The organism is Lactiplantibacillus garii (assembly GCF_003885105.1).
GTDB lineage: Bacteria > Bacillota > Bacilli > Lactobacillales > Lactobacillaceae > Lactiplantibacillus > Lactiplantibacillus garii.
In genome coordinates this window covers 14,660-37,436 of the sequence record NZ_QWZQ01000030.1, presented here as the reverse complement: position 1 = coordinate 37,436, position 22,777 = coordinate 14,660, and the positions used below count along the sequence as shown (strand labels likewise).

At 47.9% G+C, this 22,777-nt stretch carries 23 protein-coding genes; 7 read left to right on the top strand and 16 right to left on the bottom strand.

Annotated features, from left to right (window positions below; all coding sequences use genetic code 11):
- Positions 1-70: 70 nt before the first annotated feature.
- The 8 genes from D1831_RS09365 to D1831_RS09330 form a co-directional block, all read right to left on the bottom strand.
- A complete protein-coding gene (locus D1831_RS09365; RefSeq protein WP_125072678.1) occupies positions 71-1,159 on the bottom strand; it encodes an aspartate-semialdehyde dehydrogenase in 1,089 nt (362 codons plus the stop codon).
- 196 nt (positions 1,160-1,355) lie between these two features.
- Positions 1,356-2,198: a PTS system mannose/fructose/sorbose family transporter subunit IID gene (locus D1831_RS09360; RefSeq protein ID WP_179950320.1), complete on the bottom strand. Its 843-nt coding sequence runs from the start codon at positions 2,196-2,198 to the stop codon at positions 1,356-1,358.
- A gap of 24 nt (positions 2,199-2,222) precedes the next feature.
- Positions 2,223-3,035: a PTS mannose/fructose/sorbose transporter subunit IIC gene (locus D1831_RS09355; protein ID WP_125072677.1), complete on the bottom strand. Its 813-nt coding sequence runs from the start codon at positions 3,033-3,035 to the stop codon at positions 2,223-2,225.
- A 14-nt stretch (positions 3,036-3,049) separates the two neighbouring features.
- Positions 3,050-3,547, bottom strand: a complete 498-nt coding sequence (locus D1831_RS09350) for a PTS system mannose/fructose/N-acetylgalactosamine-transporter subunit IIB (RefSeq protein ID WP_125072676.1) — start codon at positions 3,545-3,547, stop codon at positions 3,050-3,052.
- Positions 3,544-3,960: a PTS sugar transporter subunit IIA gene (locus D1831_RS09345; RefSeq protein WP_158610656.1), complete on the bottom strand. Its 417-nt coding sequence runs from the start codon at positions 3,958-3,960 to the stop codon at positions 3,544-3,546. Before D1831_RS09345 ends, D1831_RS09350 begins: the two co-directional genes overlap by 4 nt.
- A 222-nt stretch (positions 3,961-4,182) precedes the next feature.
- Positions 4,183-5,178 (bottom strand): LacI family DNA-binding transcriptional regulator, encoded by a 996-nt coding sequence (locus tag D1831_RS09340; protein WP_125072674.1) that lies wholly within the window; start codon positions 5,176-5,178, stop codon positions 4,183-4,185.
- Positions 5,179-5,324: 146 nt separating this feature from the next.
- Positions 5,325-6,170: a GRP family sugar transporter gene (locus tag D1831_RS09335; RefSeq protein ID WP_125072673.1), complete on the bottom strand. Its 846-nt coding sequence runs from the start codon at positions 6,168-6,170 to the stop codon at positions 5,325-5,327.
- 13 nt (positions 6,171-6,183) lie between these two features.
- Positions 6,184-7,137, bottom strand: a complete 954-nt coding sequence (locus D1831_RS09330; RefSeq protein ID WP_125072672.1) for an ROK family protein — start codon at positions 7,135-7,137, stop codon at positions 6,184-6,186.
- Between the two features lie 258 nt (positions 7,138-7,395).
- Here D1831_RS09330 and D1831_RS09325 point away from each other — a divergent pair, with 258 nt between their 5' ends.
- Together D1831_RS09325 and D1831_RS09320 are read left to right on the top strand one after the other, a co-directional pair.
- Positions 7,396-8,346, top strand: a complete 951-nt coding sequence (locus D1831_RS09325; RefSeq protein ID WP_125072671.1) for a sugar-binding transcriptional regulator — start codon at positions 7,396-7,398, stop codon at positions 8,344-8,346.
- 143 nt (positions 8,347-8,489) lie between these two features.
- Positions 8,490-9,191, top strand: a complete 702-nt coding sequence (locus tag D1831_RS09320; protein WP_125072670.1) for a fructose-6-phosphate aldolase — start codon at positions 8,490-8,492, stop codon at positions 9,189-9,191.
- Between the two features lie 92 nt (positions 9,192-9,283).
- Here the strand turns inward: D1831_RS09320 and D1831_RS09315 are convergent, their stop codons facing one another.
- The gene (locus D1831_RS09315) at positions 9,284-10,054 is read right to left on the bottom strand and encodes an HAD family hydrolase (RefSeq protein WP_125072669.1); all 771 of its coding nucleotides are present in this window, start codon (positions 10,052-10,054) and stop codon (positions 9,284-9,286) included.
- A 16-nt stretch (positions 10,055-10,070) separates the two neighbouring features.
- On the bottom strand, positions 10,071-11,009 hold the full coding sequence (locus tag D1831_RS09310; protein ID WP_125072668.1) for a LacI family DNA-binding transcriptional regulator: 939 nt from the start codon (positions 11,007-11,009) through the stop codon (positions 10,071-10,073).
- Positions 11,010-11,261: 252 nt separating this feature from the next.
- On the opposite strand from D1831_RS09310, the gene D1831_RS09305 reads away from it, so the two are divergent.
- Positions 11,262-12,122 carry a MurR/RpiR family transcriptional regulator gene (locus D1831_RS09305; protein WP_125072667.1) on the top strand — a complete coding sequence of 287 codons (861 nt, stop codon included), beginning with the start codon at positions 11,262-11,264 and terminating at the stop codon, positions 12,120-12,122.
- Positions 12,123-12,247: 125 nt separating this feature from the next.
- Here D1831_RS09305 and D1831_RS09300 read toward each other — a convergent pair whose 3' ends face one another.
- Positions 12,248-13,225 carry a Gfo/Idh/MocA family protein gene (locus tag D1831_RS09300; protein WP_125072666.1) on the bottom strand — a complete coding sequence of 326 codons (978 nt, stop codon included), beginning with the start codon at positions 13,223-13,225 and terminating at the stop codon, positions 12,248-12,250.
- A gap of 17 nt (positions 13,226-13,242) precedes the next feature.
- Positions 13,243-14,262: a Gfo/Idh/MocA family oxidoreductase gene (locus tag D1831_RS09295; protein ID WP_125072665.1), complete on the bottom strand. Its 1,020-nt coding sequence runs from the start codon at positions 14,260-14,262 to the stop codon at positions 13,243-13,245.
- Between the two features lie 237 nt (positions 14,263-14,499).
- Between D1831_RS09295 and D1831_RS09290 the strand changes: the two genes are divergently transcribed.
- The 3 genes from D1831_RS09290 to D1831_RS09280 all read left to right on the top strand — a co-directional run bounded on the left by D1831_RS09290 (position 14,500) and on the right by D1831_RS09280 (position 19,300).
- Positions 14,500-16,506, top strand: a complete 2,007-nt coding sequence (locus D1831_RS09290) for a Na+/H+ antiporter (protein WP_125072664.1) — start codon at positions 14,500-14,502, stop codon at positions 16,504-16,506.
- 238 nt (positions 16,507-16,744) lie between these two features.
- Positions 16,745-18,493, top strand: coding sequence for a 1-deoxy-D-xylulose-5-phosphate synthase (locus D1831_RS09285; RefSeq protein ID WP_125072663.1), 1,749 nt, complete (start codon positions 16,745-16,747; stop codon positions 18,491-18,493).
- Positions 18,494-18,745: 252 nt separating this feature from the next.
- Complete coding sequence (locus tag D1831_RS09280) at positions 18,746-19,300, top strand: cysteine hydrolase family protein (RefSeq protein WP_125072662.1); 555 nt, start codon at positions 18,746-18,748, stop codon at positions 19,298-19,300.
- Positions 19,301-19,454: 154 nt separating this feature from the next.
- On the opposite strand, the gene D1831_RS09275 is transcribed toward D1831_RS09280, so the two are convergent.
- From D1831_RS09275 to D1831_RS09265, 3 genes are read right to left on the bottom strand one after another with little or no spacing between them, the layout of a single operon-like run.
- A complete protein-coding gene (locus D1831_RS09275) occupies positions 19,455-20,231 on the bottom strand; it encodes a hypothetical protein (protein WP_125072661.1) in 777 nt (258 codons plus the stop codon).
- Entirely contained in the window at positions 20,224-20,934 is a 711-nt protein-coding gene (locus D1831_RS09270) for an ATP-binding cassette domain-containing protein (RefSeq protein ID WP_125072660.1), read from the bottom strand. The genes D1831_RS09275 and D1831_RS09270 overlap by 8 nt, the downstream gene beginning before the upstream one ends.
- Entirely contained in the window at positions 20,912-21,301 is a 390-nt protein-coding gene (locus tag D1831_RS09265; protein WP_125072659.1) for a GntR family transcriptional regulator, read from the bottom strand. Before D1831_RS09265 ends, D1831_RS09270 begins: the two co-directional genes overlap by 23 nt.
- Before the next feature lie 155 nt (positions 21,302-21,456).
- On the opposite strand from D1831_RS09265, the gene D1831_RS09260 reads away from it, so the two are divergent.
- On the top strand, positions 21,457-21,741 hold the full coding sequence (locus D1831_RS09260; RefSeq protein ID WP_125072658.1) for a bacteriocin immunity protein: 285 nt from the start codon (positions 21,457-21,459) through the stop codon (positions 21,739-21,741).
- 58 nt (positions 21,742-21,799) lie between these two features.
- On the opposite strand, the gene D1831_RS09255 is transcribed toward D1831_RS09260, so the two are convergent.
- On the bottom strand, positions 21,800-22,723 hold the full coding sequence (locus D1831_RS09255) for an alpha/beta hydrolase (RefSeq protein WP_125072657.1): 924 nt from the start codon (positions 22,721-22,723) through the stop codon (positions 21,800-21,802).
- Positions 22,724-22,777 lie beyond the last annotated feature (54 nt).

Genomic DNA, 22,777 nt, shown 5'->3' with positions numbered 1-22,777 from the left:
GTCCTTAATTCCCACTAAAACTAAAAAAGTCCCTTTAAGCACGTGACCGCACCTAAAGAGACCCTCACTGCTAATTTTTCATGAACAATGGTGCCGAAGCCGGTGAACCGTGCACGGCGCCCCGCTGAATCAATGCTTCAACGATTTGAACGGCGTTGCCAGCGGCCCCTTTGACTAGGTTATCGGCAACGACCCACATATGGTAAGCACGCGCGTTCTCCATATCGGACCGAATCCGCCCCACAAAAGTTGCTTGACTACCAACCGCGTTGACTGGTTGTGGATAAAGTTGCTGCTTAGGATCATCTTGAACCACGACTCCCGGTGCCGTGGTCAGCGTCTCACGAATCGCAGCTGGCGTCGGCGTGGCATCGGTCGTAAAATAGACCGTTTCGCCGTGAGTAATTGGTACCGGAACCCGGACACAGGTTGCCGTAACTTTTAACGCCCGGCTATTTTTATCACCACACAAAATTTTTTTCGTTTCGTGGATCATCTTCCACTCCTCGTGAGTGTAGTCTCCCTCCTCAAACACATCGATTTGGGGGAGGAGGTTAAACGCTAACGGATAATGGTGATCTTGACCCTTAACCGGTAAAATCTGACTGGTCATCGCTTGCCCACTCAAATGTTCGGAAGCTTCACGGTACAGTTCATCAATTCCCGCTTGGCCCGCACCCCCAGCCGACTGGTAAGTTGATACAACGATCTGATTCAGACCGTACCGTTTTCGAACTGGATTTAAAGCCACCACCATCTGAATTGTTGAACAGTTTGGATTGGCAATAATACCGTGATGTTGACTAACCTCCGCCGCGTTAACCTCTGGGACGACCAACGGGACGTGTTCGTTCATCCGAAAATAGGACGTATTATCAACACACACCGCACCGCGTTTGACTGCTTCCGGTAATAACCTAGCCGAAACCTTACCACCCGCCGAAGCTAGCACGATATCCACACCATTGAACGAGTCCGGAACCGCCTCACTGACCGTTAACGACCGTCCCCGAAACTCTATTTGCTGCCCGACCGAGCGCTTGGACGCTAGTAAGCGCAGCTCCGCTACCGGAATATCAGATTTTGCTAATTGAGCGACCATTCGGGTGCCAACCGCTCCCGTTGCGCCCAAAATCGCAATGACGTACTTTTTTGCCATGACCTACACACTCCTCTGCTACATATTTTCGAACTAGGTTACCGTAGCACTCAGGAACACTAAATAAAAGTACGCATTTTTTTCTTCCTTAAAATTAAAATTGCTATTTCTTCACGATTTTAGTTTTCAACCCCAAACGGACTTCTTCCAGCCTAATCAGCTAGAAAAAGTCCGTTTTATTACTCAACTAATAATCCTAAATACCAAAAAGACCAATTCCGTAACCTAAAATGCCGACAATGAATAAACCAAAAATAATCCAAATAGCATTAACTTTCCGCTTTAACAACCACATCACTAAAAACGTTAACAACAGTGGCATTAATCCCGGTAATAATTCGTTAAAAATGTCATTCAAAGTCGTGACGGTCGTTTTACCATTGGTGGTTACGCGAGAAACGACCATCGGAAACTTCATCGTCGTCCACCGTGGGACCAACACACCCATGATAAAGAGACCTAGAATTGAAGCCCCTTCGGTTAACTTTTGTAATAAGTTTCCTTTGAGATTATTAACAATGTTCGTTCCTTGTTGATAACCAAAGTGAACACCCCAGTAACGAAAGCCTAGCCGAATCACGTTCCAGGCGACAAAAAAGATAATTGGTCCCATAATTGATTTGGTGGCGGCTAAACTGGCCCCAAATGCGGCTAAAACGGGACGTAACGTTCCCCAGAAAATGGGATCGCCAACACCAGCAAGTGGTCCCATCATGCCGACTTTAACCCCATCAATGGCGGCATCATCAATCGGCGCCCCCTGTGCCCGTTTCTCTTCCATCGCAATCGTCACACCTAAAATGGGTGCTTCCATGTACGGATTGGAATTCATGAATTCATTATGCCGTTTTAGAGCAGCCGCCCGTTCCGGTCCAGCCGGATAAATTCTTTTAATTGCGGGGATCATTTCGTAACAGAACCCTAAACCATGCATCCGTTCATAATTCCACGCCGCTTGGGTAATACACGACCGTCTAAACGCAGCGTTTAAGTCCTTTTTAGTAATGGCTCCCGCCATATTATTCTTAATTTCAACCATGCTAACTTAGAACTCCTTTTCAGTTTAAAAATCATCCAATTCCTTTTCCAATTCATCATCCAGGTCCTCGGTCTTACCCGCTTTATCGGAACCACCATGGCCGCCGTTGTGATACTTAGGGGCCAATTGAATGTACACGATTGCAATACATAGTCCCATTAAGCCCAGCGCAATCAAGTTCAACTGACTGACCGCAGCCAGTAAAAATCCTAAAAAGAAAAATGGCATTAAGTACCGGGTCGCCATCATGTTGATGACCATCGCATAACCAACAACGACAATGAAACCACCCGCAACCGCTAAACCATTCGTGATCACTTTTGGGACGGCTTCCAGTCCTTGTTGTACAACTTTAGGGCTAACCAGTAATACCAATGCGGTGGGAATCGCAATCCGTAATCCTTGTAGTACCAACCCCGTTAATTGTAAAAATTCAATGCCCCGGGGATTATCATTTTCCGCAAACTTATCGGCTTGATGTTCAAAAAACGCAGTAATCGTCCGCACCAGAATGGTCAAGACTTGGCCAGCCACAGCTAACGGAATGGCAATGGCAATCCCTTCCTTAACCGACAAACCAGAATTAATGACCATAACCGCGGAAATGACCGATGCCAAAGCAGCATCTGGTGCCATCGCAGCACCGACGTTCATCCACCCCAGCGCAATTAATTCCAACGAACTTCCTAAAACCAGTCCGGTACTTAAGTGGCCTAAAACTAACCCAATTAACGTACAGGCAACTAATGGCCGGTGAAATTGTGCTTCGTCCAGGACGCTTCCGCACCCGGCAATAAACGCAACAATTAAAACTAAAATGGCTTGAAACGCATTCATTTAATCAAAACCTCCTACAAAACATTGGCTTTCTTCAACATTCCCATGAACGGCACCTTGGTATCCGTTGCCAATTGACGGGCTTCTAATTCTACTCCCAACTTATCCAGTTCCTTATAGGCCTGGACGTCTTCAGTACTAACGGCGATGGCCTTATTAATCATTTTGCGATCCTTATCAAACAACGTGTTACCAATATTAACGGACTTCAAGTCCACTCCCGCTTGAACTAATTTCAAAACGTCCTCGGGATTTGTGAATAGCAACATGGATTTAAAACTATCAAACTTTGGGTTTTGATAAATTTGAGCCATCTTCATGATGGGTAAAACGTGCGCGCGCACACCCGGTGGCGTCGCTTGCTTGAGCAGTGAGACCCGTAACTTATCCTTGGCAACTTCGTCTGAAACGACCAGAATGTGGTCAATCCCGGTTGCCTTCGTCCAAGTTGTCGCTACTTGACCATGAATTAACCGTTGATCAATTCGTGCTAATTTGATTGCCATTGTCATAATAATTCGTCCTCGCTTTCATCCGTTGGTAATTCAAAATGTTTAATGCCACTCCGACCAGTTTGCTCTAAGTGACTGACCAATGCCGGTAAAGCCATTTCACGATTAAAATAGGCCTCCATAAGCATCGGCAAATTAAGTCCCGTTACCACGGCAACGTTATCGGCATCCACCGATGCAATGCGAACCGCCGTGTTGAACGGTGTGCCCCCAAATAAATCAACTAAGAAAAGAATTTTGGGCGTATTCATCTGTTTAATTGTTTGGTCAAAGACGGCTTTTAAAGCTTCCGTCGTTTGCCCCGAATGAAATGGGACCGCTTCAACGTGATCCTGTTCACCAGCAATCATCGTTGCCGATTGTAAAATTCCCTGACAAAAGTCACCGTGACTCGCAATAATTATTCCAACCACTGCTTTAACAACTCCTTTACTCGCTAACGTATTAACGCACTCCGTGGCCACAGAGTTAAAACGATTACATTTCTACGTAAAACGCAACGGTGGCTACTATAAAGTAGCGAATGGGTTCCATGTCAAGCTTTCATCCTAAATTTTTTTGCTAATAAAAAACGACTATTCCGAAAATTTTCGAAATAGTCGTCCAATCCGTGACTTTGCGTACCGTATAATAATTTAATCTGAACACAGCACTCGGTTTTGATTGATTCGTTGACTTTCTAATAACTGTAACGTTCCGCGCATGATTAGCTTCGAGGCAACCTGTTGTTTAACTAAGTGGTTTTTAAATAATAATCCAAACGCCGTTTGCCCCATCTCAATCAGGCCGTGATCAATCGTTGAATAGTCCATTAAAAAGCTTACTGGGAGATTTTCTTGGCCAATAACTAGCGCGGAACTGCCCAGTTGTTGCAATTGCCGTAGCGCGCCCGCCGCAATTTCATCACCATTTGCAAATATAGCCTGAAGCTGTGGCTCATTTTTAACAAACGTCCGGGCCGCCGTTAATCCATCAAACGTATTTTTGGATTCTCTAAAAATCATTTTATCTTCTAACGCCTGACCAAACACCATTGCGTATGCTTTGATCATTGCTTGCGCACTCTGACTTACCCGTTCATTACGACTAACCGTCACACCGATGTGCGTCAAATTTAACCGCTTTAGACGTCGAAAAACGTCTAGAAACGACTCACTCCGGTTAGTAAAAACACTCGTAATCGGGAAATCAAAAGTATCTTCACAACAGACAATCGGTCCATAATCTTTGAACCGCGCAATTTCTTCAAATGGTAAACTTCGCGACGTAAAAATTAAACCGTCTAAGAGGTGGTGTTTTAACAAGTCCAAATAGTGCAACTCCTGCTCGGGAACGTAGTTAGTTGCGAGTAACGTTACTTGATAGTCTTGATAAAATGCCATCTCGGTTATTGCGTCCGTCAGCTTCTGAAAATACGGATGATTGATATAGGGGACAACGATTCCAATTTGATTGGTTTTCCCCAAACTCAACGCCCGGGCAATCCCGTTACGGTGATAGTCCAACGCTCGAATCGCTGTCATCACTTCTTGACGCGTTTTGGCCGCAATGTAACCTGAATTATTTAAAGTTCGGGAAACCGTCGACACGGAATGTCCCGCCAATTTCGCCACGTCCTGAATATTAGCCATAATTTTTCTTCCTCTCAAATGGCCTTATTGTACGTTGTGAAACCCGTTTCGTGTCAATTATTTAACCCGCCGAACGTCGCAGAGACTAGGAAACCACCAGACCGTTGACGCACGTTTCAGTGCTTCTTGTCATCACTGGTCGTATGCTAAATCAGCGCCGTAGTGATACAGCCAATAAAAATAAACGTTAACCCCGCTAAAACCTTGATTAGTCCGAATTGCTGGTTTTCGCGTAACACAATCAAACCACCCAGGGTGGAAATTACCACACTGAGCTGACCAACGATGTAAGCATTTGTGATGCCAATGTGACGCGCGGCAATAATATACGTAAAAGCCGCCACTCCGTAGAGGATTCCCGGTATAATATTTAACCAGCTTGCTGACGCGCGTAGGACGCGGTGATTCCGATAAAGGGCCCAACTAACAGCGACTAAAGTGATCCCCACCATTTGCGGAAAAAAGAGCTGGGTCGCGTTGCCATTGAGTGCTTTTGGAATACAACTATATATCCAGTACCCCACCGTTGTTGCTAACAGTGGCAGGTAATCTTTTATGCCGTGTTTTACCCGGTCACTGGTTGAAACTGACAGTCGCGACCCAATCACAATTAACCCGATGGCACCCAGTCCTAAAAGTTTTTGTATCACCTGTGACCATTCGCCAAATAGGACGACCCCAATAATGGCCGTCCCAATTAACTGAAGCGCTGTCGAAACGGGCATCGTCCCCGATACTCCCACGCGGCGGTAACTCACGTACTGGCCTAACTGCCCAACGGCCCACGCGGATCCCGAAACTAGCGCGGCCATAAAAGCCCCCGTTGACAATTGGCCCGGTTGCCGGACACTGAGAAAAAATACGAGCCCCACTAAGCCCGTTCCAAGTCCCATCCCCAACATTTCATTTTCGGGACGACCGTCGATTTTTCGAATTAAAAGTGGATTTAATCCCCAACATAGGGCCGGAATCAACGCTGCAATAATCACCATCATTAACGCCCCCCTATCCAACTTTAATATTGTCCAAATCAATGTGGGCGTCATGTTTAACATCCAGTTTATTAAATAATCGGTACACGGCACCGTATAAATTGGCGTCGTTATGAAACCGGCTGCTCATAATCTCTGGACGGGCAATGGTCGCTTTGACCCAGGGACGTTGTTGTAAAATTAAATCGTATTGGCGGTTAATTTCTTCAATCAATCGTGCCTGAAATGAAATTCCACCGCCAATTACGTAACGGTCTAAGTCTAGAACCGTTTGTACGTTTAAAATTAACGATGCGATTTGACGGGCGTAGTGCGTAAAAATCGCTAACGCTTCGGGTTGTCCCGCATTGATGGCCGCAAACGCTTGTTTCCCATCGGATAGGTGTTTTGCTCCCATTACCTGATTAACTGCTCGGACCATGCGGACGGCTGATCCGGTGTGTCCGAATAGCCCGTCATCACTCAAATCATCCTGAACCGCCGGCATTAGACTGACTTCCCCGGCTAATCGCCGATTGCCGGCCCAAAGGTGACCATTAAGAATAATGCCGCCACCAACGCAGGTTCCTAGGACAATGGCCATTCCATTTTTTACGTTGGACAAATTTCCCATCCAGGACTCAGCCAACACCGCCGATTTACCGTCATTTTCAACGGTTACCGGTAACCCCATTTTTTTTAATTGGCGTGGTAAACAAACTTCGTCCAAATAGGGCAAACTAGAATTACGACAATAAATGGTGTCCGTTTTAATATCAACACGCCCCGGCGTACTAAACGCAATTCCGTTTAATTGGCACTCCAACTGCTTTGCAATTGTTTCAATGGCATTCAAAAAATGTGCCAAACCATCTTGCGGAGTTTCAATTCGACTTTTGGTAATTAAGGTACCGCTTTGATCCATTAAAGCGTATTTTAAATTGGTACCCCCAACGTCAACGGCTAAGTATCGTGGTTCACTGATCATATGTGTTTCCTTCTTTCAACAGATTAATCTAAACACTGGGATTAACCTTAGCACCTCGCGTCAGAAATGTAATCGTTTCCAATTTTTAATTTTAACCGGTCACCCCCCACCATTAATAATGCGCCGTAGGGCTTTTGGGTACCCGGCTATCCGAAAATGTTTTGACTTTATGCACAAAAGTTTTATTATTTATTTGTAAGCTCACATGTGCAAATATCTGTGTACAGTACCAAAGCATTATCGAAAGGAGCCTTTAACATGCAACCCAATCGTCACCAATTATTAGCAAAAGTAGCCTATCTCTACTATGAAAAGGACTATACCCAATCTCAGATTGCGAAACAACTCAATATTTACCGCACCACCATTAGTCGGATGTTAAAACAAGCGCGGGAAACCGGCATCGTCGAAATTAAGATCAACGATTTTAATTCCGACCTGTTTAATTTGGAAGAGGCCCTCAAACAACGTTACGGCTTACAAAACGCCATCGTCATTGCGACCGAACCCCACGCCAGCTCAGAGCGCAAGGAACAGTTGCTCTCAGCCGAGGCCGCGCTGTACCTCAAACAAACCATCAAACCGCACAACGTTGTCGGCTTTGCCTGGGGATCCATTTTGAGCGGGATGGTCGGGCAACTCCACCACCCCATTCAAACCGACGCAACGTTCGTTCCCCTCGTGGGCGGCCCCAGTCCGTCCAATTCTCAGTACCACGTTAACGGAATCGTGTATGACGCTGCCCGGGTATTTGGCGGGCGGAGTCTCTTCGTTGACGCGGCCGCCGTTCAGGAATCCAAGTACATCCGCGATGGTATCATGGCCTCCAAGTACTTTCACGAGATCCAAGACTGTTGGGAACACCTCGACATCGCCCTCTTGGGGATTGGGGGGCCGCTCAACAATACCAGCAGTCGGTGGCGGGACTTACTGACCCCTGAAGACCGGGAACTATTAAAAGAACGCCAGGCCATCGGTGATTGCTGCTGCACCTTTTTTGATAAGAACGGCAAAATATTAGCCGGCAACTTGCTAGACCGGACGATCAGTATTCCGTTACCCCAGCTGACCCGCGTCCCGAACGCCATCGCCATCGCACGGTCACTGACAAAGGCCCCTTCCATTTTGGCACTGCTCAAGATGGGCATTTTGACCACCCTGATCACCGATGCCGAAACCGCACAAAGGGTGCTTGATTTAGATGATTAGCACAAATGTGCATAAACAAACCGCTTAGGCCCCGTTACATACTGGTCTAGAGCGGTTTGTTACTTTTTCAATTTTAAAACCATGGTTACCGCTTACATTTGCCGTTATATTATAAGTGTAAACAAAAAACAGGGGTGAAAATCATGGAATTCTTATTAGATACGGTTCACATTGATGACATTAAAAAGTACGCGGGCATCATCCCGCTCAGCGGGGTTACTTCCAACCCGTCGATCGTTAAAAAGGAAGGCAAAATTGATTTCTTCAAACACATGCGTGCCATTCGCGAAATTATTGGTGACCAAGCAACTTTCCACATTCAAGCCGTTGGTCAGACGACCGAAGCAATGGTTGAAGACGCCCACACCATCTTAAAAAACGTTGACGATAACGTTTACGTTAAGATTCCAACGAACGAAGCGGGCCTAGCAGCCATCAAACAGTTAAAGGCCGAAGACGTTAACGTCACCGCCACGGCCATCTACACTAAGTTTCAAGGGTACTTAGCCATGTCAGCCGGCGCCGATTACTTGGCACCCTACTACAACCGGATGGTCAACATGAATATCAACGCCGACGAAGTGATTGGTGAGCTGTCTACCCAGATCATGCGTGAAAATAGTCGCACCAAGATCTTAGCCGCTAGCTTCCACACCGTGCAACAAGTTAACTCGGCCTTTGAAATGGGTGCCCAGGCCGCTACGATGAGTGCCGACATCTTCAAGACCGCCCTCACCGCCCCCGCCATCGGAGCCGCCGTCAACGACTTTACCGCCGATTGGGAAAGCCTTTACGGCCAGGGGAGTACCATCAGTTCCTTAGCAAAAACGGCCGCAACGGTTTAGCGTAACCCACTGAGGTACTGCGATACCAAAAGATGCAACGGGGCTTGTCACCACGTTGCATCTTTTATACATATTCAGTTTAATTAACCGCCTTAAATCCAGCCAATTGTTTTTAACCCGTGCGCAATCCCGTCGTGGTCACAGTCCTTCGTAGTCATATCCGCTTGGGCCTGGATCTCGGGAGCTGCGTTACCCATGGCGATGCCAATCCCGGCACTCTTTAGCATTTCACGGTCGTTTTGGTTATCGCCAAACGCGACGACGTTTTCCGGCGCGACGTTTAAAGAAGCCGCCAGCTTCGCCACGCCCTGCGCTTTAGACCCGACCCGCGGGATAATATCGACCCCGTAATCGTGGAAACGGACAAACGAAAATTCGTCGGCGTGGGGCAGTTTTTGATCCATCGCGCGGGGATAAAACATCATTGCCTGGTAAATGTTATGTTTTTCATAGTAATCTGGTGCCAAATCCACTTGGGGTGCCTTAAAAGTCGCCAGTACTTTTTGGGTCGTTGGCGTTAGAGCCGAGTGGGCGTGTAAGCCGTCCAGTGATTCAAAAATAATGTTGATGTCCTGTGCATCCGCCGCTTGAACGAGTTGGCGAACGTTGGTCCGTGATAACGTGTGACCGTGCACTTGTTTATGGTTGGCAAACGCTGCCGAACCGTTACAGAGTACAAAGTCCCGTAAATCTAACCGCTTAATAACGGCCTGTGCCATGGCCAAGTTTCGGCCCGTAGCAATGGCCACGTTGACTTGTTGTTGCTTTAATTTTTTAATGCTCGTTAAAGTACTCTTTAAAAACGTTTTGTTACTCGATAGTAACGTATCATCAATATCAAAAACTGCTAATCTTGCAACCAATTAAAGTCCCTCCAGCCTACCGTTTAATAAAATCTGATTCAATGCGTTGGTGCGTCTGCGCCGTGCCAACGGCTAAGTTGAACGCCGCGGCGCCCAGCGTTTCTAAGTGGTGGTCAATCGTTGAAAATTTTAATAACCGGCTGGACAATAAATTCTCCTGTCCAATAATTGTTACCGGTTTCAAATGGTGGTCCACAAAATACTGCTGGACGCCCGCACCGATATCGTCACCATTCGCAAAAACCGCGTCCACCCGCGGTTTTAGGGTGGCGAAGTATTTGCCTGCACGATAACCGTCATCGTAAGTTACGGCCCCCGTAAACAGGTTCGTAGCTGATAACTGACCAAACACGTTTTGGTAGGCTTGCCGGGTCACCCGGGCACTCGCGCTAATCGCATTGTCCCGACTAATTGTGACCCCCACGTTTTGGTAACCGGTGTGTTTTAACCAGGTGAGCGCCCGTTCGTAAGAGGCCCGTCGATCCGTATAGGTTGCCGCCAATGAACAATCGGCCCCCGGATCTTCGCAACAAACGATTTGACCGTACTTGCGATAGCGTTGCAAAGTGGCCAACGAACTACTCCGTGAAGTAAAAATCAACGCGTCGTACGCCTTGCTCCGTAATAGATCCAAGTAGCGCTGTTCAACTTTCACGTCATAATTCGTTGGTAACAAGGTGATTTTATAGCCGGCCGTGAACCCCGTTTGAACGATTCCGTCGACGATGCGGGCAAAATAGGGGTGGTTTGCGTACGGTAATACCACGCCAATTGTCTTCGTTTGCCCGTAACTTAGATCCCGGGCCAAACGATTCGGAACGTAATCCAGTTCCCGCATAATCGCCTCAACCCGTTGCCGTTTATCGTCGGCAACGTACTTATGATGATTGATGACCCGTGAAACGGTGGACACCGAATAGCCGGACAACCGCGCAATGTCGTGAATATTCGTCATTTAGCACCCTTCTTTATGGTTACTCGCGCCGTTAACACTTGTCACATCTTAACGGCTACCTTCCTAGCATAAGTTATGAAACCCGTTTCAGGTCAATTAATTTTTTCAATGGCTACCACCGAACCCATAAAATCATTCTACCACTACATTTAGAAGTGAAACCGTTTTTTCACAGTTCCGTTGATTAAACCGCCGCTTGCTGGTCGCATTTTATTTTATTTAGCCTTAAGATACTTTTTAAGGAGGTGTCCCATGACCGTTTTAACCGCTTTACAACAGCAGCTGGACTTTACCGCGACCGAACGGCGAATTGCCAATTACATGCTGACCCACTTGGACAAGATGCCCACCGTATTAATTAAGGAACTCGCCGCAGCGACCTACACGTCCCACTCGGCCATCATTCGCCTGGCACAAAAATTAGGCTACCACGGTTTCCGTGATTTTCAGCGAGCGTTAACGACCGCGGCCGCGCAAGTTCAACCCACGGACGTCAACGCTAACTTTCCGTTTAGTGATACCGATTCCGTCGCAACGATCGCCAAAAAAATGGCCGCACTGAACGTCACCGCCGTCCAAACCACCCGCCAGCAACTCGATACTCGTCAAGTGGCCCTGATTGCCCAACAATTGACCCGGGCCACGCGCATTTTGCTTTTCTCACAGGGAGATTCGCAATTGCGGGCCCGGAGTTTTCAAAATAAGCTGGTCAAGATCAACCGCTTCGCCATTATTGCGGACGAATACGCCGACGACGCTTGGAACGCTGCCAATTTAACAACTGACGACGTAGCGTTCTTCATTTCGTACGCCGGCACGACCCAGGTTCACCGGCAGTTCGCCCACTACTTAAAAGCTCACCACGTCCCGGTGATCGTCCTGACTGGCAATCCTCAAGCCCCACTACTCGCCGACGCCGACCTTCGACTCGTCACGGTTCAAAGTGAGACGCACTTTGCCAAGGTCGGGACCTTTGCGTCCCAAGCAGCGTTTGAGTACGTTCTGGACACGTTGTTTGCCACCATGTACGCCCAGGATTTTCAAACGAACCTCGCCCGTTTGAAAACTAATCAACGGCTGATGGCTGACAACGGACCATTAGCAACTAAATAATAAAAATTCAAACCTTAAAACGCGTAGACTACTCAAAAAATCTTCTGAGTAACCTACGCGCTTGTGTTTCCTAGTAACACTACCGTAACGTGCAGCTAAACCTAATTCATTTTGTTTGACGCACTTTACCCCAATTGAATACCGGCACTCGTTAGCGCCTGATCAACCACGGCCATCACGGCTTGTGAGTGACTTAACTGTTGTTTGACCGTAGCCATGTCATGCGTCTCAATAATTTTTTCAAACGCCACAAATTCCGCGTGCATCCGGTGCGCATCAGGGTTTAACCGCTGTTCAACCGGTTGGGTGCCACGTAACGTTTCGGTAAAACTCGTGACCGTATTCGTCGGACCGTTCACCACGATTGCGCCCGCCGTTCCTTGAATGGTCGACCGAACCGGTGACGTGCTGTCCTTGGCCCCGATGCTCACGACTTGCACGTCGGGATAGCTCATGATCAGCACGCCAGAAGTGTCGACGTTGCGCTCCACGTTTGCCAAATATTCGACCCGTTCGGGCTTTCCTAACAGTCCCACAACGAAGTGAATATTATAAATGTTTAGATCCATCAGGGCTCCGCCACCAAGTTGCGGGTTAAAGGCCGGTAAAACCTCGCCGGCTTTGAAGCGGTCATAGCGTGAAGAGTACTGTGAATAATTGAGTTCCAACACTTTCAACTGCCCCAGTTTAGCTAAATCGCGGCGAATTGCTTGATAGTTCGCCAAGTACTGGTTCGTGATCGCCTCGATCAGCACTAAATTACTTTGTAACGCCAGCGCCTTCAGCTCAGCCAGCTGCGCACCGTTTAACGTAAACGGCTTTTCACAAATGACGTTTTTTCCCGCGGCTAACGCCTGCTTGGTGAATTCATAATGTAACGAATTCGGTAACGCAACGTAAACCGTATCAATCACCGGGTTGGCTAATAACTCGGCATAATCGGTATACACCGTTTTCACGTGGTACTCAGTTTGTAACGTCCGCGCCCGCGCCACGCTGCGGGGAGTAGCTAATAATCCCACCAGTTGAATCGTCGGGATATCCTGAACCATCGGTAAAAAATCCTGGACAATTTTCCCGGTTCCTAATACACCTAACCGCAATACAAATCCCTCCTACTTTACTGCCGACACTGTTGAATCCCCGTTGCCAACATTTTGATTTGGAGCAACGTTTCTTCATCCTTCACCACTTTGGGTTGCCCATTGACCAACGTCTGGTAAACGTCGTCGTAGACCCGACTGTAATCGCCCACTTCGGAGACCACCTTTTCTTCATGGTACTGCCCGGCACCGTCCATGTAAGTCAGCGTCCCGTAGTTTTCCGGCTGGTCGATCCCAAAATCAGCGTGGTCTGGCATGTAAAAATGCTTGAGATCCGTTTCCTGCCGGTCCTTATCCGCCTTAATAAACATCCCCTGTTTACCGTAAACCACGAAACTTGGCCGCGGCTTGATCCGGAAATAACTGGATTTAACCGAAACCTTCAGCGCACCGTAGTATAAATCAATGTCAAAGTAGTCGTTCATCCGGTCGGTACCGAGTAACTGGCGAACGTCGTAGTGAACGTCGTCCGGACGGCCAAAGTACGCGATAACTTGATCCAAGGTGTGACAAGCGTGGCCGTACAAGTAACTAGTATCCAACGAAAAGTGTTCAACGCTTTCGGGAACTTCCGGCCGAAAGTAGTCAAAGTGCATCTCCACTTCTAATAAGTCCCCCAACTTGCCACTCGCAATCACTTTTTGCATCGTCAGGTAGTCCGAATCGTAACGGCGATTTTGATAACACTCGATAAACAGCTTTTTGCGGCGCGCAAGGTCAAATAACTCCTGAGCTTCCGCCACGGTTTCCGTAAACGGTTTTTCAACCAAGGCGTTTTTACCGTGTAATAACACGTCCTTGGCCGTTGCAAAGTGGGTCGAACTCGGCGTGGAAACCACCACTAATTGAATCTCGGGGTCGTCATAAATATCGTTAAGGTCGGTTGTATAATGCACCCCTTCGATGGGCGTCCACGCTTGCCGCCCGGAACGGGAATAAATCGTTTTGACCTTGATCTTATCCTTGAGTTTTAGGGCAAATGGTAAGTGGTAGCGGTTGGCACTTTTCCCGTTACCAATGTAAGCAATGGTTAACATGTTCGTTCCTCCAATTAAGTTGATGCATTAATTATCACCAAGTTAGCGGTTAAAACCAAGTGTTTTCACTTAAATTGGTGCTCGTGTTCAAAAAACGGGTCGTCATTTATTCAGATTAAACATTAGGTTCAGGCGACCCGTTAAAAATAGCTGTGCAGATAATATCATGTCATTAGTCATTGCGTTAAAATTAAATTAATTAACTTATTAATCAAGCCTTAAAGGGGGAACTAACGGGTGCAAACCGTCTTTTTAGTCCTACTACTCATTGCCGCGGTCGTCGCGGCTAACGCCGTCTATGCCAAGTTTAATCAGGTTCCGGTCGCCTTTTTGCAAATTGGAGCGGGCTTGTTACTATCCTTAATCCCGTTGTACCGGCACTTTGAACTCGAACCGGAGATTTTTCTGTTTGTGATTATCTCCGTTTTAATGTTTAACGACGGTCAAAATACCAGTCTGCATAAACTCAGCCGCAATATCGGTACGACCATGTCGCTAGCGGTGGTGCTGGCCCTGATCACCATTCTCGTGGTCGGGACCGCGACCCACTTACTAATTCCGCAGTTCTCACTTGCGCTCGCACTCGCGCTGGGGGCCATTATTACTCCCACCGACGCGGTCGCGGTCTCATCGATCACCACTAAGGTCGCGATTCCCGACCGGGTGATGGAAACGTTGGAAAACGAATCGTTATTTAACGACGCGTCCGGGATCGTGGCGTTTAACCTGGCCATCGCCGCAGTCGTGACCGGTCAGTTTTCCGTCTGGCACGGCATCGGTAACTTTTTATACGTTTTTGTTGGTGGCATCTTGGTTGGCCTAGTGTTGGGTTACGTCATCGTTGCTGGTCGGATCATGTTGATCAACATGCGCGTTGACACCCCATCCGTCATCGTGCCCTATACGTTGTTAACGCCGTTCGTGGTGTACTTTTTAGCCGAAGCCATCGACGTTTCCGGCATTTTGGCGGTCGTCGCGACCGGTCTGATCCACGGTATCCAGTCCGACCGTCTGCGCTTAACGACGTCCAGACTTCAGATCGTCATGTCGACGACTTGGTCAATCGTTGCCAGCATCTTAAACGGGATCGTCTTCGTGTTACTGGGGGTTTCTTTGCCTAGTGTGATTACCCACCTTCGCCAACGTGATACCGGTTCCGTCGCCGTGCTAGTTGGCCTGGGTATACTGTTATACGTCTTAATGACCCTAGTCCGCTTTTTATGGCTGCGATTCGACTTAGCCCGGATTCGTGCTTGGGACGACCACGAAAAGACCCGTAACGCCTTCGTGGTCGCGTTAAGCGGAGTTCACGGAACCATCACCTTAGCCATGGCCTTTTCCCTGCCCCTCACCCTGAACGGCGCCAGCTTTCCGTACCGTAACGACCTCATATTCGTTGCGGCCGTCGTCATTTTAACCAGTCTGCTGGTTCCTACCATCTGGTTACCACTGACCCTGCCTAAACAAGTCGTCAAGGTCACGGAGGCCGAATTGGCCAATGCTAAATCCGAAATGGTTGCTAGTGCCATAAAAATGATGCAGGCTCGGCACGGTAATAATCCGACGACCAGTCAAGTCATCATGATCTTGGAGGGCCAACGCGTCCTGGACGGGCGGCCAAGTCACACTCAGTTGACTGAACTTTTTGACCAGACCTACGCCGTTGAACGGCAAACCGTGGACCAGATGGTCGCCGGTGGTGAATTAACACCGGAACTAGCTGAACGCTACATGCGCGTTGCCAGCCGGACCCGAATTCAAAATCAGCAGACTTTCTGGCAACGGATCGGTCTGTTCTTCAGATTCGTGGTTGTCGGAAAGTGGTCCATGAGCAAAAAGGCCCGCGCCCGGCGTAAACTGTTCCGCCAATACAAGCCTCGAAGGGGGCAAACCCGTGAGCAAATGATGCACCGTAACCGTCAACTGTGGGGCGAAATGCGTTCCGTGGAGCAAAAGCCGTACGCAGCCGTGATCCAATTTTTAAACGACCACGGGACGACCGACAATCAACAAGCCATCGGTATCGTTCGGCGGGCCTACGACGAACGGCACCGGCGCTTATCCGGTGAACGTGACTTCCAAGAAGCCCAAAACGAGTTACTAATTGAAGCCTTTCAATTGGAATATAACTTTATCCAAAGTCAAACGAGTCGTAAGCAGTACGATCCCGAGCTGGCTAACCAACTCTACGAACAAATTTCAACCGACCAGCTGGTGTACTTACAGTCGATTAACGCCGATTAAACGCGTTGTTACGCCCAAAACCAGAATTGGGCAGACCGACTTTTGGCACCATTACCAGGCAATATAGAACGGATAAATTACGCCAAATAACGCGTAATTTATCCGTTCTATATTTTGTTCCACGGTCTTTTAGCTTAAAATATTTTTATAATTTTTTTGATAAAAAGCTTGCCTTAGAGTGGCTCTAAGGTGCTAATCTAAAAAACGTTCAATGACAACTCAGAAAGCGAGCGATAATATGGAAACACCAATTCTAAATAAAATCAATCAACCGGCCGACCTCAAACAATTGAGTTTAGCCGAGGAAACCGAATTAGCCACCGAAATCCGTCACGTTTTACTCAATAAAGTCAGTCAAACCGGGGGTCACGTGGGACCCAACCTGGGCGTGGTCGAACTAACGATTGCCTTTCACACGGTCTTTGACTCCCCCACTGACAAAGTGGTGTGGGACGTTTCCCACCAGTCCTACACCCACAAAATTTTAACTGGGCGTAAGCAAGCCTGGCTGGATCCCGACCACTACGACGACGTCAGTGGTTACACCGCGCCGGAAGAAAGTCCCCACGACTACTTCAACATTGGCCATACGTCGACGTCAATCGCGTTAGCCACCGGGATGGCTAGTGCCCGCGACTTGCAACACAAGCACGGCAACGTCATGGCCGTAATCGGTGACGGTTCGTTATCCGGTGGTTTGGCGTTAGAAGGTCTGAACACCGCGGCCACTTTAAAATCCAACCTGATCATCTTAGTAAATGATAATGGGATGTCAATCGCTGAAGATCACGGGGGACTTTATCGGAACTTAAAAGAACTCCGTGAAAGTCGCGGTACTAGTACTAATAACCTGTTTAAGGCGATGGGCTTGGACTACCGTTACGTGGAAAATGGCAACGATTTAAGCAGCATGTTAACCGCGTTTAAGGCCGTTAAGGACGTCGACCATCCAATCGTACTACACGTTCACACTGAAAAGGGCCACGGCTACGCGCCCGCCATCACGAATAAGGAAGCTTTCCACTGGCACGTTCCGTTTGACCTGGCAACTGGTGCCACGTTACATCCGGCAACCGGTGAAAGTTACAACGACGTCATCCATGGTGTGTTGGAAGACGAGTTAACGACCCAGCATACTCCGATTACCGCAATTACCGCGGCCATCCCGGGAATGTACGATCTTAAACGTTTTGGCCGTAATCATCCCGACCGCTACTTCGACGTTGGCATTGCTGAGCAGGAATCAATCACCTTTGCGACTGGTCAAGCCCAACAGGGTCTGCGGCCAATCGTCTTTCATTCGGGGACCTTTTTACAACGGGCGTACGACCAGTTATCCCACGACTTGGGGATCAACAAGTTACCAGTCACGATTATGGTATCTGGTGGTAGTATCAGCGCCGGGGACCCAACCCACCAGGGAATCTTCGACGTGGCAATGCTCAGCAATATCCCGAACCTGACCTACCTCGCCCCAACGACGAAGGAAGAACTGGCTGCCATGATGCGTTGGTCCCTACGACAAACGGCTGGACCGGTTGCCATCCGGGTTCCCGGTAACGGCGTCCACTCCGCACCGTTAACCGCCTTTGATGCGCACAAAATGCACACCTTACACGCCGGTAAGACCGTTGCTATTTTAGGTGTTGGCAGTCTATTACCGTTGGCAGAACAAGTTCAACAACGTTTAACCGACCACGGCGTTGACGCTACCGTGATGGATCCCCGGGACATCTCAGATCCCGATACCGCCGCCTTAGACGCGTTAAAGGCTGATCACCAACTAGTCGTGACACTAGAGGAAGCGAGTTTAAGTGGCGGCTTTGGCGAAAAAGTCAGTCGCTATTACGGCGCTACCGCGATGCGGTTCCTTAACCTAGGAGCCGCTAAACGGTTTAACGACCGTGAAACCACTGACGAACTCTGGCACGAGTTTAAACTTACACCGCAACAAGTTGTTACGGCGATTCTAACCAACCTGAACTAATCAGTTAACCACCGAACGACCTTCTGCTGACGTGCTGGTTCAAGCCCCTTAATCCTCAATCACGTTATCAAGACTTGAAAGCGTCCTCCCAAAATTGGGAAGACGCTTTTTGAGTTTGACCTAGTTTAATTAAATTAACATGTTTACACTGACGTCAAAATGGTTGACAGCTCGCCCACTCACCCTATACATTGGTGACTAAGAGGGCCACCATCGCCTTTCTGTAACGACCACCTGAGGAGGAGCTTTTTTATGCCAACCAATCAAGCTTTACTGATTATCGACTACACCAACGACTTTGTGGCTAATCAGGGTGCTTTAACCTGCGGGCATCCCGGCCAAATTCTGGCGCCGGTCATTTGCGACCTCGCCGAACAAATGCGCGCTAACGGGGACTGGGTCTTGTTGCCCACCGACGTCCATACGCCTCACGACCCGTACCATCCCGAGAGTAAACTGTTTCCACCGCATAATGTGCGCGGAACTTGGGGCCGTGAATTGTACGGTTCCCTTAAAGACTGGTACACCGCTCATCAGACTGAAACGACCGTTTGGCAGTTCGACAAAACCCGTTACAGTTCGTTTGCTGGCACCGACCTCGACCTGCGTTTACGAGAACGTCACGTCAACACGCTGCACCTAGTCGGCGTTTGTACCGATATTTGCGTTTTACATACCGCCGTCGACGCCTATAACTTAGGCTATTCGCTGGTGATTCACGAAAATGCGGTGGCCAGCTTCGATTCGGACGGCCATGCTTGGGCCCTACGCCATTTTAAAAATAGTTTAGGTGCAACCATCGTCTAATCCCACCAGCAGAAAATCAAAGCCACTAATTATTCTCGAACTTCGGAATAATTAGTGGCTTTAGTCTACTCAGAATGTACTAGCACCTGATTGCCATTATCATGTCGTTGAAAGACCTGTTTAGAAAAGTACCAACCCAATCTTGTCCTTGAACTTAGTTTGAATTGGGTTCGCCCCACTTGGTCAAAACACCCAAGTTAATGGCCGTTTCCACAATTAAAATGGCAACCATTACACCAGCACCCAGCCAAACCGAACTAAGCTCGGTCGTGGAAAAAAACCTACTTGATAAGTAACCAATAGCCCCCATTAAAATGTTAACTAACCGGACCGTTATTAGCACACCGACTAGGTAAATAATGGTATTTACAAACTTCTGGCGAAAACGGGGTAAGAAGCTTCCAGCAGACTTAGTAACGTAGTGAACCAGGCTAATCGTACTCCACGCCACCAAAATGCCGAGCAATCCCATGACCGTCATCAAAGTCCAAAAAATGGTTAGATTTTTTAGACCATCAGAATGACTGATTCCAAAGACTAACCCGCTCGCTTGCGCGGGAAAATGGTTAAAGCTAACGCTCAGTGTTAGGACATACAGTATCAACTGAATCGCCCATAAATAGAGTAAATTAATTAGTGACGCAGCAACGTTGACGACGTAAAATTTCCATTCATGAATGGGAATCAAACGGTAGGTTGGCGCCGTAACGGTGCGTTCATTATAAACTGCCAGCATCACCAGGCCAATAAAAGTCATGACAAACATCAGACTGGACACCTGTCTAAATAAAGCATAGCTGGTAAAGTCACCCTGAAAAGCGGTCCAAATGTTTGATACAACCAAAATCAGCAATTCAAACGCCACGATCCAATTCATTCGGATAAACCGCGGCCAACTGAACGCTTTAAATAACGACCAACTCTTAGTCATGGTCCGTCCCCCCTTCGTATAGGTGCTCATAATAGGTCTCAATATCCATGTTAGTTGCGTCCCGAATGTCGTCGGTGGCCCGATGCACCAGTACCGTTTGATCCTTAATGACCACAATTTCGTCCAAAATCGGGGCAATTTCCGCAACGTAGTGGTCACTAACCACTAACGTGGCCGTTTCTGGTAACCACTTGATAATACTGTTAATAATTTTCTTACGACTCATACTATCAATTCCACTAAACGGTTCGTCTAGTAAGTAAAGGTCAACTTGGCGACTCAAAGTCAGCGCAATGATCAACTTTTCACGGGTTCCCTTTGAAAGGGCCGCTAATTTTTGTTGGCCATCGAGTCCTAAAAAAGTGGCCAGTTCTTGATAACGCTGACCGTCAAAATCCGGGTAGACCAATTCGTAAAAATGTTTAATTTGATTAATTTTTTGACCGGTTGAAAAGCCGTTTAAATGGTCGGTAAAACTAACGTGCGCTTTCCGTTGAACCGGCGTGTGTACACCGTTAATCGTAATCGTTCCGTTACCCTTCGCATTTCCCGTAATTAGGCGCATTAGCGTGGTCTTCCCCGCACCGTTTTCACCCAGTAAACCAACGATTTTGCCACTATCCAGCGTTAACTGAACGTCGTGTAAAATTTTACGCTGATTACGACTGTATTTTAAATTTTTAATCGTTAACATGGCCGTCATCCTGACTCCCCCTTCGCTGAACGTAGTGTTGAACGCTCGTTATGATTTCTTCATCACTCAAATTTAAAGCCCGTAACGCCTGGTAGAACGAACTTAACTGGGCCCGCACCAGTTGGGTTTTCAGCGCACCAATTCGTTGCTGATCTTCAGTCACAAAGTTGCCCTTCCCCCGCTTGGAAGTCAGGACCCCTTCCGTGATCATTTCGCTTAATGCCCGCTGAACGGTGTTAACGTTCACGGTCAAGTTCAGTGCCAGTTGCCGAACCGCCGGTAACTGCTCGCCCGCTTTGAGCTGGCCAGTCACCATTTCTTGATAGATTACCCGTTTAATTTGCAAATAAATTGGGACTTTGTCATCGAATTGCATCGGTTTGCGCCTCCTAGTGTACTATTTATCTATTACAATATAACACTATGACAATTTAATAACAATTCAATTTCTAGAAAATAAATGTTAACGCTTTCATTTTTAGCTTGATTGTTTGGCCCACAGCGCTATACTGACAGTAAGGGGATGAGCAAATGCTTAAAAATGAAAACGCAATTGCTTTGACTTGTGCGATTGACGTTGCTTACAACGATCCCGCAATTCAAGCAATTCCAGAATTGGTTCAGCTATTATCCAAAGCAGCTCAAGCTCTCGACTGTGTGGCTGATCACCACCAAATCGCTAGTCAGCTTAATCACGACTTAACGGCTTGGGGGCAAGCCCATACCAGCGGTCCCGCAGCTTTAAACGCGCTCTACTTGGCAACGCTCAAAGATAGTACCGGTTTAGCCTATCAGATGCCGTACCAGCAAGCGTAATGATCGATTAACTTAAAAGGGTTCGGTCCACTGAAAGCAGTGAGCCGAACCCTTTTAGTCAGTGCACGTAACGGGTTAAAAATTGTGCTACGTGCCGTTTATAGTTTTGATAATTCTGAGTAATGGCAGTCGTGTGCCCGGCGCCCTTCACTAGCCATAGTTCTTTCGGCTGGTGGGCGTTGCGGTATAACTGTTTTCCCATTCGGGTGGGAACGAAGTCGTCCTTAGTTCCACTAATGATCATGATTGGCAAGTGATTTTTTTCAATCGCCGCCACCGCGTCGGCCTCTTTAAAACTGTAGCCGGCGCGAAACTGCGTAATAACGCTGGTAACGTCTACCAGTGGAAAACTGGGGAGGTGGTACATCTGCTGGGCCTGGTAACTAATAATTGCTTGGGCACTCGTAAAGGGACTATCCACCACGTAGGCCTTGATTTGTGGGACCTGCCGTTCGCCACTGGCCATTGTCATTCCAGCGGCCCCCATACTAATCCCACTCATTACAATTTGAGTCGTATTGGTCCGCTTAACCACCGTTTTTGCCCACTGCAGGTCGTCGTTACGCTCTAACCAGCCGTAGCCGACCGCCTGGCCCTGACTGGCACCGGAAGCCCGTGAGTCCGGGACTAACACGTTATAACCAAGCTCGTGGTACATTCCCGCCCAGGCACCCATGAGGGACTTATTTCCAGCAAACCCGTGTGCGAGGACGACCGTTTTACGGGACCCCTTTTTTGGGACGTACCAAGCGACCAACTTCAAGTGGTCCGGCGTTTCGATTTTCCAAGTTTGTTTCTGCGCGTGCAAGTACCAGTACTTTTCGCGGTAAACCTGACTTTTCTTGGATAGTTTGGTACTCTGCGTCACAAACGACTTATCCCCACGGGCAATCGCCACGTGGTAAAAATAACTGCCGGCACCAAGCAGACCGCCGCCAATTACAATAATCATGACACCTAAAGTTATCCACAACTTTTTCACGAGGACCCCTACTTCCATCCAATAATTAATCACCGTTCATTTACTAACCGATAT

Bases quoted from the DNA above. Each gene is read 5' to 3' on its own strand.
- D1831_RS09350 (WP_125072676.1), bottom strand. From the start codon at position 3,547: ATGACAATGGCAATCAAATTAGCACGAATTGATCAACGGTTAATTCAT.
- D1831_RS09330 (WP_125072672.1), bottom strand. From the start codon at position 7,137: ATGATCAGTGAACCACGATACTTAGCCGTTGACGTTGGGGGTACCAAT.
- D1831_RS09285 (WP_125072663.1), top strand. From the start codon at position 16,745: ATGGAAACACCAATTCTAAATAAAATCAATCAACCGGCCGACCTCAAA.
- D1831_RS09360 (WP_179950320.1), bottom strand. From the start codon at position 2,198: ATGGTTGAAATTAAGAATAATATGGCGGGAGCCATTACTAAAAAGGAC.
- D1831_RS09265 (WP_125072659.1), bottom strand. From the start codon at position 21,301: ATGCAATTCGATGACAAAGTCCCAATTTATTTGCAAATTAAACGGGTA.
- D1831_RS09320 (WP_125072670.1), top strand. From the start codon at position 8,490: ATGGAATTCTTATTAGATACGGTTCACATTGATGACATTAAAAAGTAC.
- D1831_RS09310 (WP_125072668.1), bottom strand. From the start codon at position 11,009: ATGACGAATATTCACGACATTGCGCGGTTGTCCGGCTATTCGGTGTCC.
- D1831_RS09260 (WP_125072658.1), top strand. From the start codon at position 21,457: ATGCTTAAAAATGAAAACGCAATTGCTTTGACTTGTGCGATTGACGTT.
- D1831_RS09325 (WP_125072671.1), top strand. From the start codon at position 7,396: ATGCAACCCAATCGTCACCAATTATTAGCAAAAGTAGCCTATCTCTAC.
- D1831_RS09305 (WP_125072667.1), top strand. From the start codon at position 11,262: ATGACCGTTTTAACCGCTTTACAACAGCAGCTGGACTTTACCGCGACC.
- D1831_RS09275 (WP_125072661.1), bottom strand. From the start codon at position 20,231: ATGACTAAGAGTTGGTCGTTATTTAAAGCGTTCAGTTGGCCGCGGTTT.
- D1831_RS09295 (WP_125072665.1), bottom strand. From the start codon at position 14,262: ATGTTAACCATTGCTTACATTGGTAACGGGAAAAGTGCCAACCGCTAC.
- D1831_RS09280 (WP_125072662.1), top strand. From the start codon at position 18,746: ATGCCAACCAATCAAGCTTTACTGATTATCGACTACACCAACGACTTT.
- D1831_RS09365 (WP_125072678.1), bottom strand. From the start codon at position 1,159: ATGGCAAAAAAGTACGTCATTGCGATTTTGGGCGCAACGGGAGCGGTT.
- D1831_RS09355 (WP_125072677.1), bottom strand. From the start codon at position 3,035: ATGAATGCGTTTCAAGCCATTTTAGTTTTAATTGTTGCGTTTATTGCC.
- D1831_RS09340 (WP_125072674.1), bottom strand. From the start codon at position 5,178: ATGGCTAATATTCAGGACGTGGCGAAATTGGCGGGACATTCCGTGTCG.
- D1831_RS09270 (WP_125072660.1), bottom strand. From the start codon at position 20,934: ATGACGGCCATGTTAACGATTAAAAATTTAAAATACAGTCGTAATCAG.
- D1831_RS09335 (WP_125072673.1), bottom strand. From the start codon at position 6,170: ATGGTGATTATTGCAGCGTTGATTCCGGCCCTATGTTGGGGATTAAAT.